At 69.1% G+C, this 16,066-nt stretch carries 20 protein-coding genes; 8 read left to right on the top strand and 12 right to left on the bottom strand.

Features of this window, described 5'->3' with window-relative positions; translation table 11 throughout:
* Nucleotides 1-2: 2 nt before the first annotated feature.
* The gene (locus EBN03_RS23920; RefSeq protein ID WP_122190363.1) at nt 3-215 is read left to right on the top strand and encodes a hypothetical protein; all 213 of its coding nucleotides are present in this window, start codon (nt 3-5) and stop codon (nt 213-215) included.
* A 49-nt stretch (nt 216-264) separates the two neighbouring features.
* Here EBN03_RS23920 and EBN03_RS23915 read toward each other — a convergent pair whose 3' ends face one another.
* Together EBN03_RS23915 and EBN03_RS23910 are read right to left on the bottom strand one after the other, a co-directional pair.
* Nucleotides 265-1,182, bottom strand: a complete 918-nt coding sequence (locus EBN03_RS23915; RefSeq protein ID WP_122190480.1) for an ADP-ribosylglycohydrolase family protein — start codon at nt 1,180-1,182, stop codon at nt 265-267.
* 65 nt (nt 1,183-1,247) lie between these two features.
* Nucleotides 1,248-2,594 (bottom strand): FAD-binding oxidoreductase, encoded by a 1,347-nt coding sequence (locus tag EBN03_RS23910; protein WP_122190362.1) that lies wholly within the window; start codon nt 2,592-2,594, stop codon nt 1,248-1,250.
* A 70-nt stretch (nt 2,595-2,664) separates the two neighbouring features.
* Between EBN03_RS23910 and EBN03_RS23905 the strand changes: the two genes are divergently transcribed.
* Nucleotides 2,665-3,564 carry a LysR family transcriptional regulator gene (locus EBN03_RS23905; RefSeq protein WP_122190361.1) on the top strand — a complete coding sequence of 300 codons (900 nt, stop codon included), beginning with the start codon at nt 2,665-2,667 and terminating at the stop codon, nt 3,562-3,564.
* A gap of 42 nt (nt 3,565-3,606) precedes the next feature.
* Here EBN03_RS23905 and EBN03_RS23900 read toward each other — a convergent pair whose 3' ends face one another.
* From EBN03_RS23900 to EBN03_RS23885, 4 genes are all read right to left on the bottom strand, one after another.
* Nucleotides 3,607-4,359 (bottom strand): amino acid ABC transporter ATP-binding protein, encoded by a 753-nt coding sequence (locus EBN03_RS23900; protein ID WP_122190479.1) that lies wholly within the window; start codon nt 4,357-4,359, stop codon nt 3,607-3,609.
* A gap of 20 nt (nt 4,360-4,379) precedes the next feature.
* Nucleotides 4,380-5,315 carry an amino acid ABC transporter permease gene (locus tag EBN03_RS23895; protein WP_122190360.1) on the bottom strand — a complete coding sequence of 312 codons (936 nt, stop codon included), beginning with the start codon at nt 5,313-5,315 and terminating at the stop codon, nt 4,380-4,382.
* A complete protein-coding gene (locus EBN03_RS23890; protein ID WP_122190359.1) occupies nt 5,315-6,193 on the bottom strand; it encodes an ABC transporter substrate-binding protein in 879 nt (292 codons plus the stop codon). Before EBN03_RS23890 ends, EBN03_RS23895 begins: the two co-directional genes overlap by 1 nt.
* A 259-nt stretch (nt 6,194-6,452) precedes the next feature.
* Nucleotides 6,453-7,538 (bottom strand): isocitrate/isopropylmalate dehydrogenase family protein, encoded by a 1,086-nt coding sequence (locus EBN03_RS23885; RefSeq protein ID WP_122190358.1) that lies wholly within the window; start codon nt 7,536-7,538, stop codon nt 6,453-6,455.
* Nucleotides 7,539-7,615: 77 nt separating this feature from the next.
* Between EBN03_RS23885 and EBN03_RS23880 the strand changes: the two genes are divergently transcribed.
* The gene (locus EBN03_RS23880; RefSeq protein ID WP_122190478.1) at nt 7,616-8,131 is read left to right on the top strand and encodes a 2'-5' RNA ligase family protein; all 516 of its coding nucleotides are present in this window, start codon (nt 7,616-7,618) and stop codon (nt 8,129-8,131) included.
* A gap of 51 nt (nt 8,132-8,182) precedes the next feature.
* On the top strand, nt 8,183-8,548 hold the full coding sequence (gene trxA / locus EBN03_RS23875) for a thioredoxin (protein ID WP_122190357.1): 366 nt from the start codon (nt 8,183-8,185) through the stop codon (nt 8,546-8,548).
* A gap of 66 nt (nt 8,549-8,614) precedes the next feature.
* Here the strand turns inward: trxA and EBN03_RS23870 are convergent, their stop codons facing one another.
* Nucleotides 8,615-9,046: a 2-isopropylmalate synthase gene (locus EBN03_RS23870; RefSeq protein ID WP_122190356.1), complete on the bottom strand. Its 432-nt coding sequence runs from the start codon at nt 9,044-9,046 to the stop codon at nt 8,615-8,617.
* A gap of 113 nt (nt 9,047-9,159) precedes the next feature.
* Entirely contained in the window at nt 9,160-9,363 is a 204-nt protein-coding gene (locus tag EBN03_RS23865; RefSeq protein WP_122190355.1) for a hypothetical protein, read from the bottom strand.
* 271 nt (nt 9,364-9,634) lie between these two features.
* Between EBN03_RS23865 and EBN03_RS23860 the strand changes: the two genes are divergently transcribed.
* Both EBN03_RS23860 and EBN03_RS23855 read left to right on the top strand, forming a co-directional pair.
* Nucleotides 9,635-9,865, top strand: coding sequence for a CopG family ribbon-helix-helix protein (locus tag EBN03_RS23860; protein ID WP_122190354.1), 231 nt, complete (start codon nt 9,635-9,637; stop codon nt 9,863-9,865).
* Nucleotides 9,862-10,170 (top strand): type II toxin-antitoxin system PemK/MazF family toxin, encoded by a 309-nt coding sequence (locus EBN03_RS23855; protein ID WP_122190353.1) that lies wholly within the window; start codon nt 9,862-9,864, stop codon nt 10,168-10,170. Before EBN03_RS23860 ends, EBN03_RS23855 begins: the two co-directional genes overlap by 4 nt.
* A gap of 58 nt (nt 10,171-10,228) precedes the next feature.
* Here the strand turns inward: EBN03_RS23855 and EBN03_RS23850 are convergent, their stop codons facing one another.
* Nucleotides 10,229-10,549, bottom strand: a complete 321-nt coding sequence (locus tag EBN03_RS23850) for a DMT family transporter (protein ID WP_122190352.1) — start codon at nt 10,547-10,549, stop codon at nt 10,229-10,231.
* Nucleotides 10,550-10,559: 10 nt separating this feature from the next.
* Nucleotides 10,560-11,207, bottom strand: a complete 648-nt coding sequence (locus tag EBN03_RS23845) for an FMN-dependent NADH-azoreductase (protein WP_122190477.1) — start codon at nt 11,205-11,207, stop codon at nt 10,560-10,562.
* Between the two features lie 102 nt (nt 11,208-11,309).
* Here EBN03_RS23845 and EBN03_RS23840 point away from each other — a divergent pair, with 102 nt between their 5' ends.
* Entirely contained in the window at nt 11,310-11,921 is a 612-nt protein-coding gene (locus EBN03_RS23840; RefSeq protein ID WP_122190351.1) for a TetR/AcrR family transcriptional regulator, read from the top strand.
* Here EBN03_RS23840 and polA read toward each other — a convergent pair.
* Together polA and EBN03_RS23830 are read right to left on the bottom strand one after the other, a co-directional pair.
* Nucleotides 11,918-14,653 (bottom strand): DNA polymerase I, encoded by a 2,736-nt coding sequence (polA, locus tag EBN03_RS23835; protein ID WP_122190350.1) that lies wholly within the window; start codon nt 14,651-14,653, stop codon nt 11,918-11,920. The two genes, EBN03_RS23840 and polA, sit on opposite strands and share 4 nt — an antisense overlap.
* Before the next feature lie 156 nt (nt 14,654-14,809).
* Nucleotides 14,810-15,460 carry an NADPH-dependent F420 reductase gene (locus EBN03_RS23830; protein ID WP_122190349.1) on the bottom strand — a complete coding sequence of 217 codons (651 nt, stop codon included), beginning with the start codon at nt 15,458-15,460 and terminating at the stop codon, nt 14,810-14,812.
* 153 nt (nt 15,461-15,613) lie between these two features.
* On the opposite strand from EBN03_RS23830, the gene EBN03_RS23825 reads away from it, so the two are divergent.
* Nucleotides 15,614-16,012: a winged helix-turn-helix transcriptional regulator gene (locus EBN03_RS23825; RefSeq protein WP_233608587.1), complete on the top strand. Its 399-nt coding sequence runs from the start codon at nt 15,614-15,616 to the stop codon at nt 16,010-16,012.
* The last annotated feature ends 54 nt before the right edge of the window (nt 16,013-16,066 follow it).

The following is a 16,066-nucleotide window of genomic DNA, read 5'->3' as shown; positions in this document are numbered from 1 at the left end:
AGATGAGCAAAGAAATCGCCGGAAAGATATTTTCCACCCCCGAGGAGGCCGGAGTGACACCTCCCACAGCAGAGGAGATGGAGAAATATAATCGCATGTTCCAAGAATCAGAGCGTATTCGAAACAGCACACCCCCGGAGAAGAGGACAATGGCGAGCCCGAAGTTTTGGGAGGAAACTCCCGGGACAGAGTTCGACCCGAACCGCAACAAATAGCAGTAACAACTTCAACCTCACCGCCGAGTCGGCGACGACAATCGGCTGATTACCTCGAGTTCGTCGCGAGCACTCGGTGCGTGAGTCCGATCAGATAGTCTTCGCGGCACCCCGGGTAGCCATGGACGATCTCGCGCCATCGCATCGGAATCGCCGATGCCCCATACCGTGCACCAAGCAGGCCACCGGCAATCGCTGCGGTGGTATCGGTATCGCCGCCGGCTCGAACTGCTGTAGTCAACCCGTCGGGAAGCGAATCTGTGTGTACGATCGCAGACCAGGCAGTTTGCAGGGCATGCACGACCCAACCGTTCTTGGAAAAGTCACTCGGCAAGCCGTTTTCCGCTTCGCTCAGCCGCACGTGCCATTCGTTGCTGACGTAGGCCAAGCCTTGGCGGATTCCATGGTATGTCCCGTCCAACACGGCGGTGCGGATCGCCAACGACCAGAGCACACACCCATCGATCGCGTGCGGGTCGTCATGCGTCAATCGGCTGACTTCACGAGCAGCGACAGCGCACGCACCTGCATCATCGAGGTGAGCCAGGGCCACCGGCGCGGTACGCATGAGTGACCCATTGCCCGCACGCAGCCCTGGGATGGCACCTGCCACCGCCCTCATCTCTCGCGCTGAAGCACTGCGCTCCCGCAGAACCATCCTGGTCTGATTGCCAATGTCCGTGGGGTGACTATCCCACCACTGCACAAACCCTGCTGCCACCGCGTCGAGGCCGGGCTCTCGGTCCAGACGCCCACCGGAAGCAGCACCTTCAGCCACCGCCACCGCCATCGATGTGTCGTCGGTCCATTCGCCAGGAGCCCAGTTGAACACGCCGCCGCCGATCATGTCGATAGCGGCGCTCGTCGTAGGGTAGGTGAATTCGTAGCCAGCTCCCAGAGCATCGCCAACTGCTGTGCCGAGGAGCACTCCCTCAGCCCGATCTAACTGTGCCGCTGTAAGTTTCATCAAGTTCCCTCTCACCGTCCCCAGCTGAGACATCGCTATCCTAGGGACTGAGAGACAGCGCACCCTCAGGCACCGCGTCGAATATTGCGGTTGAACCGGAACAGGCCGGCCGGGTCCAGTTCCGACTTCAGCGCCACCAGGCGATCGTAGGTCCCCGCGTCGTATCCGGCGCGGGTCTGCGCCGGGCTCGCGTGCTCGGCGCCGCCGTAGACGAAGTTCAGGTGGTGGCCCAGGGTCCAGGGGGCGAGGGTCTTGCCGATCAGGTCGTGCTGCGCCCATTCGGCCGCGCCGGGCGCCGTGATCGCCCGCGCGACGTATTGCGCGGCCCGGTGGCCGACCGCGGTGTCGTGCGGTCCGGGCCGGCTCAGCGCACCGCCGAGGTGACGGAAGCCCGCGACCACCGGGACCGGGGCGTCCGGGCCGGTCAGGGTCCGGAATTCCGCTGCCGCCGCACCGGTCAGCTCGCTCAGCATGGCGTTGGTGGCGGTGTAGGCGTGCGGGAAATCCGGGTCGCGGTAGATCGATTCGGTCTCCGCGTACGGCATGGTGCGCAGGGTGTCGGCGAGGCGCGGGCCGACCGCGCGCAGCGGTGCCACCAGCGCCTCCCCCGCCTCGGCCGGGCCGTCGAAGGCGATATTGATCGTGGCCAGGTAGCGGCCGCGCAGCGGTGCGGGGACGCCCGGCACATCGGGCATGGTCATCATGGTGATCGCCGAGGTCAGTTCCTCCGGCAGGTCGATCGTCCACGCCCGCCAGGCCTCCAGCGCGGCGGGCACCAGGGCGGTATCGAAAGTCATTGCGCCGCCGTACACCTCGGTGATCGGGAGCAGGGCGAGTTCGAGCGCGGTGACCACGCCGAAGTTGCCGCCGCTGCCCAGCACCGCGCCGAACAGGTCGTCGCCGGGGACGAGCCGGCGCATGCGGCCGTCCGCGGTCACCAGTTCGATCGCCCGGACGTGATCGGCGGCGTAGCCGTAGGTCCGGCCCAGGATGCCCAGGCCGCCACCCAGGTGATAGCCGACCACGCCCACCGACGGCGACGATCCGTTCAGCGGCGCCAGGCCGTGGGCCACGGCCGCTTCGATCAGGGCGCCGGCCCGCACGCCGGCCCCGACCCGCGCGGTGCGGGTGAGCGGGTCCACCGACACGGTGTCCAGGCGCCGGGTGCTGATCAGCACACCCGACTCGGCCGGAACCGACAGCCCGTGCCCCGTCGCCTGAACCGCGATCGGAAGGCCTTGCCGGGCAGCGTATTCCACGGCCGCACGCACATCCTCGGCGTGCGCGGCGCCGACCACGAGGTCCGGGCGGTGCGGATTGTCGGTCTGGAATCCGGCGACCTCGGCGTCGTAGCCGGCATCACCGGGGACGAAGACCGGGCCGGTGAATGCGGGAAATTCGTTGTGCGTCATGCCTTCACTCTGGGCTCCCCGGACCCAGAAGTAAAACAGATAGATCTTCTGATTGCTAGAATGTTCAGTTATGGAACTGCGGCAGCTGCGCTACTTCGTCACCGTCGTCGAGGAGGCGAGTTTCACCAAGGCCGCCGCCCGTCTGCACCTCGCCCAGCCCGGCCTGTCCGCGCAGATCCGGCAGCTGGAGAAGGAGCTGGGGCAGCCGCTACTGGATCGCTCGGGCCGTACCGTCGTCACCACGCCTGCCGGCGCCGCGGTGCTGCCCCAGGCTCGCGCGGCATTGGCTGCCGCACAACAGATCTCACACACAGTCGACGAATTCAGCGGGTTGCTGCGTGGCCATGTCCGACTCGGCGCCGTCTCGGGTGCGGCCACCGGCGACTACGACATGGCGACCGTGCTCGCCGACTTCCACACCGATCACCCGCAGGTCGGTATCAGCCTCACCGAGGACACCAGCGACCGCATGCTGGACGCGCTGCGCCGCGGCACCCTGGATCTCGCGCTGGTCAGCCTGACCGGCACCGAATCCGACCCCGGCCTGGGCACGGCGGTGATCCTCGAGACCCGGGTGGACGCCGTCGTCGCGCTCGGCGACACCGAACTCGGCCCGACCGCGCCGATCGCCGCACTGCGCGACCGCCCGCTGATCTGCCTGCCACCCGGCACCGGAATCCGATCCCTGCTCGAACAGGCCTGCGCCGCAGCAGGTTTCGAACCACGCGTCGAATTCGAGGCGGCTGCTCCCCCGTTGCTGATCCGGCTCGCCGCCGGTGGTCTCGGCACCGCCGTCGTCCCCGCCCTGACCGCCGCCCAGGCGGCCGCCGCCGGCGTGCGGACCGTCCGGCTCGTCGACCCGGAACTGCACGGCGCACTGGCGCTCGCCTGGCGCACCGACCGGCCCACGGCCCCGGCCACCAAGGTCCTGCTGGGCCAGTTGCGAGTCGGCCTGAGCCACAAGGGCTGACGCCGGTGCACCGATCGACACACCCGCCTCACGAGCGGTGCGTCACAGGATCGCGGAAAGGAATTCGCGGGTCCGCTCGTGTTGCGGATTCTCCAGCATCCGGCGTGGCGCACCGGATTCCACCACCACGCCGCCGTCGAGGAACACCAGCCGGTCGGCGACCTCGCGGGCGAAGCCCATCTCGTGCGTGACCACCACCATGGTCATGCCCGATGCCGCGAGTTCCCGCATGACGGCCAGCACGTCCCCGACCAGCTCGGGGTCCAGGGCCGAGGTCGGCTCGTCGAACAGCATCAGTTTGGGATCCATCGCCAGCGCTCGCGCGATCGCCACCCGCTGCTGCTGGCCGCCGGAGAGCTGCGACGGATAGGCATCGGCCTTGTCCGCCAAACCGACTCGGGCCAGCAGCTCCCGGGCCCGTTCCACCGCAACCGATCTCGCGAGCTTCTTGACCTGGATCGGCGCCTCGACGATGTTCTCCAGCGCGGTCCGGTGCGGGAACAGATTGAAATGCTGGAACACCATGCCGATATCGCGGCGCTGCCGCGCGGCCTGGCGTGGATGCAGCTCGTAGAGCTTGCCGCCGGACTCCCGGTAGCCGATCAGGTCGCCGTCGACGTACAGCCGCCCGGCCGTGACCTGATCCAGGTGGTTGACGCAGCGCAGAAAGGTCGACTTCCCGGACCCGGACGGCCCGATCAGGCACATCACCTCGCCCCGCGCGACCTCGAGCGACACCCCGCGCAGCACCGGCACCGAACCGAAGTTCTTGCACACCTGTTCCGCCCGGATCATCGGCACGGCATCCGTCGCGGTCACTCGAGCTCTCCCCCGTCCGGGATGCGGGCCAGGGCGCGGCGCTGCCGGCCGGTCAGCTGCCGGGTGGCGCCCTTGGCGAAGTAGCGCTCCAGATAGAACTGGCCCACCATGAGCACACTGGTGATCACCAGATACCAGGTCGCCGCCACCAGCAGCAGCGGGATCGGCTTGAAGTTGGCGGCGTAGATGTCGCGGGCGCGGCCGTAGAGATCCGTGGTCAGCGGCAGCGCCGCCACCAGTGAGGTGGTCTTGAGCATGCTGATCACCTCGTTGCCGGTGGGCGGGATGATCACCCGCATCGCCTGCGGCAGTACAGTTCTGGTCATCGTCTGCCCCCACGACATGCCCAGCGCGATCGACGCCTCCCGCTGTCCCTCGCCGACGGAATCGATTCCGGCGCGCATGATCTCGGCCATATAGGCGGCCTCGTTGAGACCCAGGCCGAGCATCGCGAACAGGAACGGCGCCGACAGGTTCTGTACGTCGAGGTGAAAGAACTGGGGCCCGAACGGGATTCCCAGCGCGATCGCCTTGTACAGCGACGGGAACAGCCCCCAGAACACCAGCTGGACGTAGACCGGCGTACCGCGGAACAACCACAGGTAAGCCCAGGACACGATGCGCAGCACCGGATTCGGCGACAGCCGCATCACCGCGAGCAGCACGCCCAGCACCACGCCGATCAGCATGGCCGCCACGGTGAGTTCCAGGGTGACCACCGCGCCCTGCGCGATCCTGGTGTCGCCCAGGTACTGCCGGTAGACGTTCCACTGGTAGTTCGGGTTGGTGGCGGCGCCGTAGAGGAACAGGCCCAGGAGCGCGAGCAGGATCGCCGCGGCGATCCACCGCCCCGGATGCCGCAACGGGACGGCCCGAATCGGTGCGGGCAGTTCCGTTGCGCCGCTGGTGAATTCGGTATCGCTGTCCGGCATCAGCCCGCCGCGCCGTTGATCACCGACTTGGCGATCGCGCCGTCCTGCACGCCCCAGTTCTCCGCGATCTTGCGGTAGTCACCGGAATCCATCAGATGCTGGACCGCGGCCTGCAACACGGGCCCGAGCGGCGACTTCTTCGGCACCGGCCACCCGTAGGGCGCCGAGTCGAATATCGGGCCGGCGAACTCGATCTTGTCCGGCTGCTGCTTGATCGCGTACGCGGTGACCGGCGAGTCCGCCGACATGGCATCGACCTGGCCCAGCACCAGCGCGTTGGCGGCCGCGCTCTGCTCGTCGAAGGCCACGATCGAGATCGCGGGCTTCCCGGCGTCGGTGCAGGCCTTGCTCTTCGCGGGCAGCTCCTTGGTCTCCTCGTCGGTGGTGCGCTGCACCGAGACCTTCTTGCCGCAGGCGTTGTTCGGGTCGACCGGCTTGCCCTTCTGCTGCGCCCAGCGCATCCCCGCCGAGAAGTAGTCGACGAAGTCGACCTCCTGCTGCCGGTCGGCGGAGTCGGTGAACGAGGACATGCCCAGGTCGACGGTCCCGGTCTGGATGCTCGGGATGATCGAGTCGAACGACGCCTCCCGGTAGTCGGCCTGCACGCCGAGCACCGAGGCGACGGCGTTCATCAGGTCGACGTCGAAGCCGACGATCTTGCCCGCGGAATCCTTGAACTCGTTGGGCGCGTATGGAACGTTCACCCCGACGGTCAGTTTGCCCGACTGCTTGATCTTGTCCGGCAACTGGGCGGCGATACTGTCCACCTTGCTCACCGCGACCGTCGTGCCGGACGGCCCGCTGTTCTCGGAATTACTGGTGCAGCCGGCCAGCAGCAGCGCGCCGCATGCCACGACACAGGCAACTCGAACCTTCACGCCATGCCTTCCGTTGTGGGGTACCGGGCCCCGCCGCCCGTTGCAGACATTGTGGGCGATGCGCCGTCACGGCGCCTGCCGGATACCGAAGGTTAACGCTGAGGGTGGACCGCGTCGGCCCGTACACGCCGATTCCGGGCGGGCCCGCGCTACGCCGGGGTGACCGGACACTCGGCACGACTGCAACCCACTCCCACCACCGGCAGGCCCGTTCACCAGCCGGGAAACCGAACCCGCAACCCGCCCTCGGCCGCGCGGATCACCACCGATGCAGCCGGGCCCGCACCTGCTCGGTGAACTCGCCGGTCGACGCCTGACCACCCAGATCCCCGGTAGCGACCCCGGCCCCGATGGTGGCCGCGACCGACCGCTCGATCCGCTCGGCCGCCCGCGCCGGCCCGGAGTCGTTGTGCCGCTGCGATATCCAGCGCAGCAGCATTGCCGCCGACGAGATCGCCGCTACCGGATTCGCCCGGTTGTGCCCGGCCAGCGTGGGCGCCGCGCCGTGCACGGCCTGCGCCATCGCCTGGGTCTGCGAGCAGTTCAGCGACGGCGCCAGACCCAGGGATCCGCTCAGTTCCCCGGCCAGATCCGACAGGATGTCGCCGAACAGGTTCTCGGTGACCAGGACGTCGTAGTCCGCGCCGGCGCGCACCAGATGCGCGGCGGCCGCGTCCACGTGCTCGTCGTCGACCACCACCCCGGGATAGCCGGCGGCGACCTCGTAACAGACGTCCCGGAACAGCCCGGTGGTCAACGGCAGCACGTTCGCCTTGTGCACGATGGTGAGCCGCTTGCGCCGGGTCGCCGCCAGTTCGAGCGCGGTGTGGGCGATCCGCTCGCAGGCGGTGCGCGTGATCAGCCCGACCGCCAGCGCCACATCCGGGGTCGGCTTGAACTCGCCGGAGCCCACCGCCATATTGCGGTCGGCGTAGAAGCCCTCGCTGTTCTCCCGCACGATCACCAGATCCAGTTCCGGTGCCACCGCCCGCACCCCGGCGAACGCGCGGGCCGGACGGATATTGGCGAACAGCCCGAACCGCTTGCGGATCGCGCCACCGGGCGGCGCGCCGGTGCGGTATCGCGGTGCGTAGGAGGCGTTGTCGTGCGGGCCGAGGATCCAGCCCTCGAGTCCGTCGAGTGCCGCGAGCGTGGATTCCGGTAGCGGATCACCGAATTCGTCGATCGCCCGCTGCCCCATGGGCAGCGGCACCCAGTCCACCGGCGGCAGTTGCTCGGCGGCCATGGCGTCGTCGACGACCACCCGCGCCGCCCGCACCACCTCCGGGCCGATGCCGTCACCCTCGATCACACCCAGCCGCAGCGCAGTGGTGGCCTCTGCCATACCGTTATCTCCTCCCGTACCCGCCGAAGCGCCAACCTCGCGTGGCGGCGTCCACGGCAGCGTATGTTGCCAGCATCATGGTTCAGTCCGTCGAATTACTCCTGGACGACACGGCCGACGCGGAGATCCGCCGGCAATGGGATCTGCTGGCCGTGGCCGGCGTCGCCGCCCCCGCCCCCGAACACCGCCCGCACATCACGCTGGCTGTCGCCCGCCAGATCTGGCCGCGGCTCGAACACGCGCTGGCCGCCACCGAGTTCCGGCCGCTGCCGATCACCCTGGGCGGACTGCTGGTGTTCGGGTCGCGCAGCCCGATTCTGGTCCGCTCGGTCGTGCCGAGCGAGGCACTGCTGCAGCTGCACCGCCGGATCCACGCCGTGCTGGCCCAGTGCCCGGGGGTGCCGGCCACCGTCCGGCCGGACGGCTGGTCGCCGCACATCACCCTGGCCCGGCGGCTGCGGCCGCAACAATTGGCCGAGGCGATCCACGCGGTCGCCACCGATCACGACACAACGGCTACCGTGGTAGGAATCCGGCGATGGGACGGCGACCAGCACCGCGCGTGGAACCTCACCCGGCCGAACGGAAGATAACCGCCCTACCCGGCGTTGCACCCGGCAACACATCGACAGGAAGGGGACCCCATGGCCACCCAGACGCTGACTACCGAAAACTTCGACGAGGTCGTCACCAGCAACAACGTCGTCCTGGTGGACTTCTGGGCCGAGTGGTGCGGCCCGTGTAAGTCCTTCGCCCCCACCTTCGAGGCCTCCTCGGAGAAGCACCCCGACGTGGTGTTCGGCAAGGTGGACACCGAGGCGCAGCAGGGCCTGGCTGCCGCCGCGAACATCCGCTCGATCCCGACCATCATGGCCTTCCGCGAGGGCGTGCTCGTCTTCGCGCAGCCCGGCGCCCTGCCGCCGGCGGCCCTGGAAGACCTGGTCACCCAGGTCGAGGCCCTGGACATGGACGACGTCCGCAAGCAGCTCGCCGAGCAGCAGAAGGGCTGACCCGCCACCGACTCACCGCGCACCCGCCCGGACCGCCGGTCCGAACGGGTGCGCAGTGCGTTGTGGTCAGTTCAGGGTGCTCAGGCCGGCGATCATGGCCCGGACGATGGACTCGGCGCCGTCGTCGGCCAGTGCGGCACCCCAGCCCCGGCGGCCGTTGGTCTCGCACTGCACGAACGTAGCGGTGCCGGACTCGGTGCGGCGCTGGTGGAACTGCAGGATCTCGACGGCGTAGCCCTCGTCGTAGAGCGCCGAGGTGATGGCCGCGACCGGGCTGCCGGCCGCGGTCACCGTCCGATGGTGGTCACCGAAGGTGATGGTGGCCGTCGAGGCGGCACCGTCGCGGTGACCGGCCGGGTTCCAGCCGCTCAGTTTCACCGGGCCCGCGTGCTCGCAGTACCGGTCGTAGAATTCGGCCGGCGTCAGGCCGGCGGATTCGGTGCGCAGGCCCTTGGGGGCAGCGTTGATGAAGTCGTGCGTATCGATCGTGATCGTCATTGGACCAGGTCTTCCCGAGGAATGTGGTGTCGTAAGTGACAGGCGCGTCTCCAGCGGAGACGGGGGACCAGCGCAAGCAATCAGTACGGCCGCAGCGAGGGGCCGGCCCGGAATCAGACCCCGCTACGGCGAAGAACTACGTGTACTCGATCGGCGGCTACCGCTGCGGTCAGCGGAAGCGCGGCACGGATCATCGGCGCGCGGGCGGTGGCTCGCGATGCCAGGAGGAACGGCTCGGTGAGCGCCGCCGACAGCACTGCCACACGCTCGAGGTCGGTGACCCGGGGTGCGGTGTGGAAGTCGGCGGGGTTCGGCACGGCATCGAGAATATGGACTCGGACAGAAGATGGCAACCATATTCACTCGTAACCGATGGGTAACTTCGTCACAATCTCCTGTGAACTCCGATGGAATGCCAGATGACCTGCACCGGGCTGCTACCCGACCCGAATTTGCGGGCCGTTCGCGCGCCACGCCGCAAACTTGCAGACAACCCTGCGGGCAACCGCGCTGTGCGCCGAGTCGGCTGTCCGGAGACACCACCCGGAACAGCGAAGATACCGACCGGGCGGACGTATCCTCGGCTGTATGGGCAAGATGACGCGTTTGACCGTAACTCTCGACCCTGCCGTCTACGAATGGGTCACCCGCGCGGCCGCGGCCGAGGGCCGCTCCGTTTCCCAGGTGATCAACCGCGCCGTGCGCAGTGACCTGGTCCGAAACAGCCTCGCACAGCTGCCGATCCAGCCGGAGGAGGATGCCCTGGCCGCCGTCGCCGCCGAAGCCGAGCTGCGCTACAGCGACGGAGGCGGTTCGTGAAACGGGGCGAGGTGTGGACGTGCGCGCCGATGCGCCCCAGCGGTGAGCCGATGCCGGGCCGGCGGCCGGTCATCGTCGTCTCCGACACCTCCGTCATCGACTCGCCCTACCGGTGGCTGCACGTGGTACCGCTACACGACAGCGACCCCGGCCATCTGCTCGCCACCAAGACCGCCCACGGCTGGGCCAACGCGCTGGAGATCCACCCGGTCTACCGACCGTGGCTGACCGAGGCCGTCGGCGCCCTCACCGAACACGAGGCCGAGTCGCTGGACGCCCGGCTGCGGGCCACCGTCGGGCTGTAGCACGCAGCAGCCGGTGATTCCCGCCGCCGCCCGGTGTGTCCGGTGGCCCGCCGGTCGCTCACTCGGGGTTCGTCACCCGGGCCAGCACCACCCCGCCGACGACCATGGCCAGGGCCAGCACTCGGCCGGCGCTGAGCGGATCCTTCTGCACCACCACCCCGAGTCCGATCGCACCGACCGCCCCGATCCCGGTGAACGCCGCGTAGGCGGTACCGACGGGCAGGGTCTGCATGGCCAGCGACAGCAGATAGATCGCGGCGGCCGCCAGCAGGAAGCAGATCAGCGTCGGCAGCGGACGGGTGAATCCCTGGGTCGGTTTCACACTCTGCGACCACGCGATCTCGATCAGGCCGGCGAAAAGCAACAGTAGCCAATTCATTTCGGATTCCTCAGCACTCGGCACCGAGCAGCCCGGCGGTGCGCAGCGCCTGCTCCCATGCGGTCTCGTGCGCGGCGCGCAGGTGAGCCAGGTGCGGATCCAGGCGGGAGTTCGCCAGCTCCGCGTTGACGAACGCGACGTCGGTCACCGCGAAGTGTCCGGCGAAGAAGTCGCGCAGATACCGCTCCTGATAGTCGAAGGCGGCCTTGGGCGCGCCGGGCGAATACGCCCCGCCGCGGGCAGTGACCACGACGAATCTGGTGGACGGCAACGACATTCGCGGGAAGGTCACCTGATCCAGCCAGGCCTTCAACGCGGACGGGATCGAGTAGTTGTACATCGGTGTGCCGATCAGCACCAGGTCGGCGGCCCGCAGTTCGGTCAGCAGGGGTTCCACCACCGCCCAGGCGGCTCGCCGGGCCGGTGTGTCCGCCAGCTCCGGGAGCCGGTCCAGGTCGGTCTGCCCGGCCGCCAGGACCGCATCGCAGAGCTCGGTCCAGCCCTCCTGGATGTGCGGTACCGGCACGGCGGCCAGATCGCGGTAGCGATATGTGCCGTCGATGTGGCGAGCCCGCCAGGACTCGGCGAACGTCGCGCTCAGGGTCCGGCTCAGCGAATCGCGCCGGGCGCTGGCGTCCAGATGCAACAGGGTGGGCATGCGTTCGACCTCCATCGTAAGTGGACAATCTGTCCACTTGTCGACCATAGATCGAACTGGACACGATGTCCATTTGTTTCCGATGTGGGCTAGAGTGACGCCATGGAACCGCACGCCGACCTGCTCGTCCCGGCACCGGCACCGGGCGAACGCGCCGACGCCGCCCGCAACCGCGCGCGGGTACTCGCCGCCGCGGCGGAACTGTTCACGGCCCGGGATCCACGGACCGTCACGATGGACGACATCGCGAAAGCGGCCCAGGTCGGACGGGGCACGCTCTATCGGCGCTATCCGGATGTGCGGTCGATCGCCGTGGCGCTGCTCGACGAACACGAACGCGCACTACAGGAACAATTGCTCCGCGGCGCACCACCGCTGGGCCCCGGTGCCGCGCCGGCGGCACGCCTCGGCGCCTTCTACACCGCGATGGTCGAGCTGCTGGAGACACACGCCGCGCTGGTACTGGGCGCGGAAACCGGCGGCGCCCGATTCGGCACCGGCGCTTACGGATTCTGGGCCGCGCACGTGCGAGCACTCCTGCGCGCGGCGAACGTCCCGGATCCGGACGCGCTGACCGACATCGCACTCGCGCCGCTGGCCGCCGAGGTGTACCTGCACCAGCGCGCCGCCGGGCAGACGCCGGACCGGATCGCGGCAGCACTGCGCCGGCTGGCTACCGGACTGACAGGGCCGATCGGGGACCAGCCCCCCTAGTGTGCCGCGGCATCCCAGCTGCGGCCCACGCCGACCGAAACCTCCAGTGGCACAGACAGTTCGATGGCGGCGGCCATGTGTTCGCGGGCCAGGGCCTCGAGCTGTTCGCGCTCGCCGGGCGCCACCTCGAAGAGCAGTTCGTCGTGGATCTGCAGCAGCATGCGAGATTTCAGGCCCGCGGCAGCGATCGCGCGCTGCACGTCGATCATCGCGACCTTGATGATGTCGGCCGCCGTGCCCTGGATGGGGGCGTTGAGGGCCATGCGTTCGGCGGCCTCACGGCGCTGCCGGTTGCTGGAGTCCAGGTCGGGCAGATAGCGGCGGCGGCCGAAGAGGGTTTCGGTGTAGCCCACCTTGCGCGCGTCGTCGACCGCGTCGGCCAGGTAGTCGCGGATGGCGCCGAAGCGGTCGAAGTAGACCTCCATCTGCGCTTTGGCCTCCTCGGCGCTGATCTTCAGCTGCTGCGACAGGCCGTAGGCGCTCAGCCCGTACGCCAGACCGTAGGACATGGCCTTGATCCGGCGGCGCTGCTCGGGCGTCACCTCGGCGAGCGGGATGTCGAACGCCTTGGACGCCACGAAGGTATGCAGGTCCTCGCCCGAGTTGAACGCCTCGATCAGGCCGGCGTCCTTGGACAGATGGGCCATGATCCGCATCTCGATCTGGCTGTAGTCGGCCGTCATCAGCGACTCGTAACCGGGACCGACCACGAAGGTGTCGCGGATGCGGCGGCCCATGTCGGTGCGGATCGGGATGTTCTGCAGGTTCGGCTCGGTCGAGGAGAGCCGGCCGGTAGCGGCCACGGTCTGGTTGAAGGTGGTGTGGATGCGGCCGTCGTCGGCCACCGCCTTCAGCAGGCCGTCGACGGTCACCTTCAGCCGGGTCGCGTCGCGGTGCGCCAGCAGATGTTCCAGGAACGGGTGCTGGGTCTTCTCGAACAGCGATTCCAGCGCGTCGGCGTCGGTGGTGTAGCCGGTCTTGGTGCGCTTGGTCTTCGGCATGTCGAGCTCGTCGAACAACACCACCTGCAACTGCTTGGGCGAGCCGAGGTTGATCTGCTTGCCGATCACCGCATAGGCCGCCGACGCGGCATCGGTCACCTTGTCGGCGAACTCCTGCTGCAGCTGCCGCAGCTGGTCGATGTCGACGGCGATCCCGGCCGCCTCCAGCTCGGTGAGCACGCCCAGCAGGGGCAGTTCCATCTTCGTCAGCAGGTCGGTCGACTCGATGGTCCGCAGTTCGGCGTCGAACGCGTCGGCCAGGTCGGCTACCGCACGTGCCCGCAGCATCTCGGTCTCGGCCAGCGCGGCGTCGGCCTGGCCCTCCTCGTCGAGCAGCGAGAGCTGCGCGTCGGCGTCGGACTCGACGCGCAGTTCGCGCGACAGATAGCGCAGCGACAGATCGTCGAGATTGAAGGTGCGCTGGCCCGGGCGGACCAGGTAGGCGGCCAGGGCGGTATCGGTGGACAGGCCGGCCAGCGTCCAGCCGCGCCCGCTCAGGGCGTGCTGCGCGGCCTTGGCCTCGTGCACGGCCTTGGGTGTGGCCGGGTCGGCGAGCCAGGCACCGAGCGCCTGTTCGTCGGCCGGGGTGGCACCGACCAGGTCGATGTAGCCGCTCTCCCCGTCACCGGCGGCGATGGCCAGCGCGGTGGCGTCACCGTGGATCGGAGTGCCGGTACCGACGACCGAGACACCGTGCCGCACACCGGCTTTCGCATGGTCAGCGAGCCAGTCGGCGACCGCGCCCGGCTCGATCGCACCACCGGAGATCTCGAAACCGGACTCGGCTTCCGGCTCCGGCGGGGCCAGCGTCTCGAACAGTCGGTCGCGCAGGACCCGGAACTCCAGGTCGTCGAACAAACGGTGGATGCGATCGCGATCCCAGGGCTGCTTGGCCAGTTGGTCGGGCGTGTAGGGCAGCGCGACGTCCTTGACCATCTCGGTCAGCTGCCGGTTGAGCACCACGCTGGACAGGTTCGCGCGCAACGCGTCCCCGACCTTGCCCTTCACCGTGTCGACCCGGTCGACCAGGCTCGCCAGGTCACCGTATTCGCGGATCCACTTGGCGGCGGTCTTCTCCCCCACGCCCGGGATGCCGGGCAGGTTGTCGCTCGGGTCGCCCCGCAGAGCCGCGAAGTCCGGGTACTGCGCCGGGGTCAGGCCGTACTTCTCCTCGACCGCCTCCGGCGTGAACCGCGCGAGGTCGGATACACCCTTCTTCGGGTAGAGCACGGTGACGTCCTCGGTGACCAGCTGCAGCGCGTCCCGGTCACCGGTGACGATGAGCACCCGGAAGCCTTGCGGCACAGCCTGAGTCGTCATGGTGGCGATGAGATCGTCGGCCTCGTAACCGTCGATGGCCAGCACCGGGATGCCCAGCGCGTCGAGCACCTCCTTGGTGACGTCGACCTGGCCGCGGAACTCGTCCGGCGTCTGACTGCGATTCGCCTTGTACTCCGGGTACGCCTCGGTGCGGAACGTCTTGCGGCTGACGTCGAACGCCGCCGCCACATGGGTCGGCTTCTCGTCCCGCAGCAGGTTGATCAGCATGGCGGTGAACCCGTACACCGCGTTCGTGGTCTGACCGGTGACAGTCTTGAAGTTCTCCGCCGGCAGCGCGAAGAACGCGCGATAGGCCAGCGAATGCCCGTCCAACAACAACAGAGTCGGCCGCTCACCCTCGGCGGCGGCGGTGGCGGTGCTCGGACGCTGATCAGTGGTGGCTGGGGTCACCCGACGAGTGTAAGGAGCCACACCGACAGGTTCGAACCGCGGTCTCCCCGGCCCTGCGGAGCCGGGGAGACCGCGCGACTCAGGCGGTGTCGATGGCGCCTGGACCGGGCGGCCTGCGTGGTTACGCTCCGCTGCCGCCTTCGTCCGCTGACCGACTCAGGTCGCGTCTGGCACCGCGAATGCGGCCTCGAGGGGCGGGAGCATCGCTCGGGCGTCCGCGCCGGCGAACCACAGGCCGACGACGAAGGCGGTGGCGGCCTCGAGGTAGCGGGCGTGCCGCAGGCCGCCGGCCGGTACCGCGGCGAGGTCGAGGTCCGCGGCGAGGCCCGCGACCACGGCGACGGCGGCCGGGTCGTCGCCGCAGATCGGGACGAGCAGCCGGCGGTCGTCGAAGACCCGGGCGGGCGCGGCCCATACCTCGGCCGCACACGTGTTGAACGCCTTCACCACTCGAGCGTCCGGCACCGTCGCGGCGACCCGCTCCGCGACCGCGGCCTCGGTCAGCGCGAACGACCCCGCGTCCGGGGCGAAGGCGTTCGTGGGGTCGACGACCACCTTGCCGGCCAGCGGTCCCGCGTCCGCCAGGACTTCGGCCAGCGCCGCCGGCGGTACCGCCAGTAGCACCACGTCACCGAATTCCGCTGCGGCCCGGATACTTCCGCTGACCGCCGCCGACCCGATCCCTTCCGCCGCCGCGGCGCCGCGCGCTGCGGTCCGGGCGCCGACGAAGACCTCGTGCCCGGCTCGGGCCCATCCGGCCCCCAAGGCTCGCGCCATGGCGCCGGCACCGATGATTCCGATTCGCATATCGACTCTCCTGCTCGCCGAGAACCCGCGTCCGATGTGGACCGCGGGGTTCCCGCCGACGGCACCGGATCCGTCCGTCCGCGAGAACGATGACGACGCTAGGGATTCCGTGGGGCACACCGGGGTGCCCTACGGCGGTGGCAAGCTGGATCCGTGACCACACCGGACCTGATCGAACCCGTCGAGTTCCCGCCCTACGGCGACTTCGAGGCCGACTGCCCGGCCCGCCTCGCCGTCGACCTGTTCGCGAACTCCTGGCTGGCGGTGATCGCGTACACCCTTCGTGACGGCCCGATGCGGCACAGCGAACTGCGCACGGCCGTCGGCGGCATCAGTCAGCGGATGCTCACCCGGACGTTGCGCCGGATGACGGCAGCGTCCTTGGTCGAGCGCCGCCGCTACGCGACTGCTCCCCCGACCGTCGAATACGAATTGACCACCGCCGGAAGGGATCTGCTGGTTCCGCTCCAGGCGCTGGGTGCTTGGGTGGACCGGCACGGCGACACCGTGCGCGCAGCCCTCGCCGCCGACGACGGCGACGACGAGGTGTGACCGGTCGGACCCGCGCCTGCATGCCCGGCCGGACCCGCGCCAGCACGCCCAGCC

It is taken from the genome of Nocardia stercoris (assembly GCF_003696265.1).
GTDB lineage: Bacteria > Actinomycetota > Actinomycetes > Mycobacteriales > Mycobacteriaceae > Nocardia > Nocardia stercoris.
The sequence above is the reverse complement of the archived record's forward strand: the minus strand, read 5'-3'. Positions and strand labels throughout refer to the sequence as shown.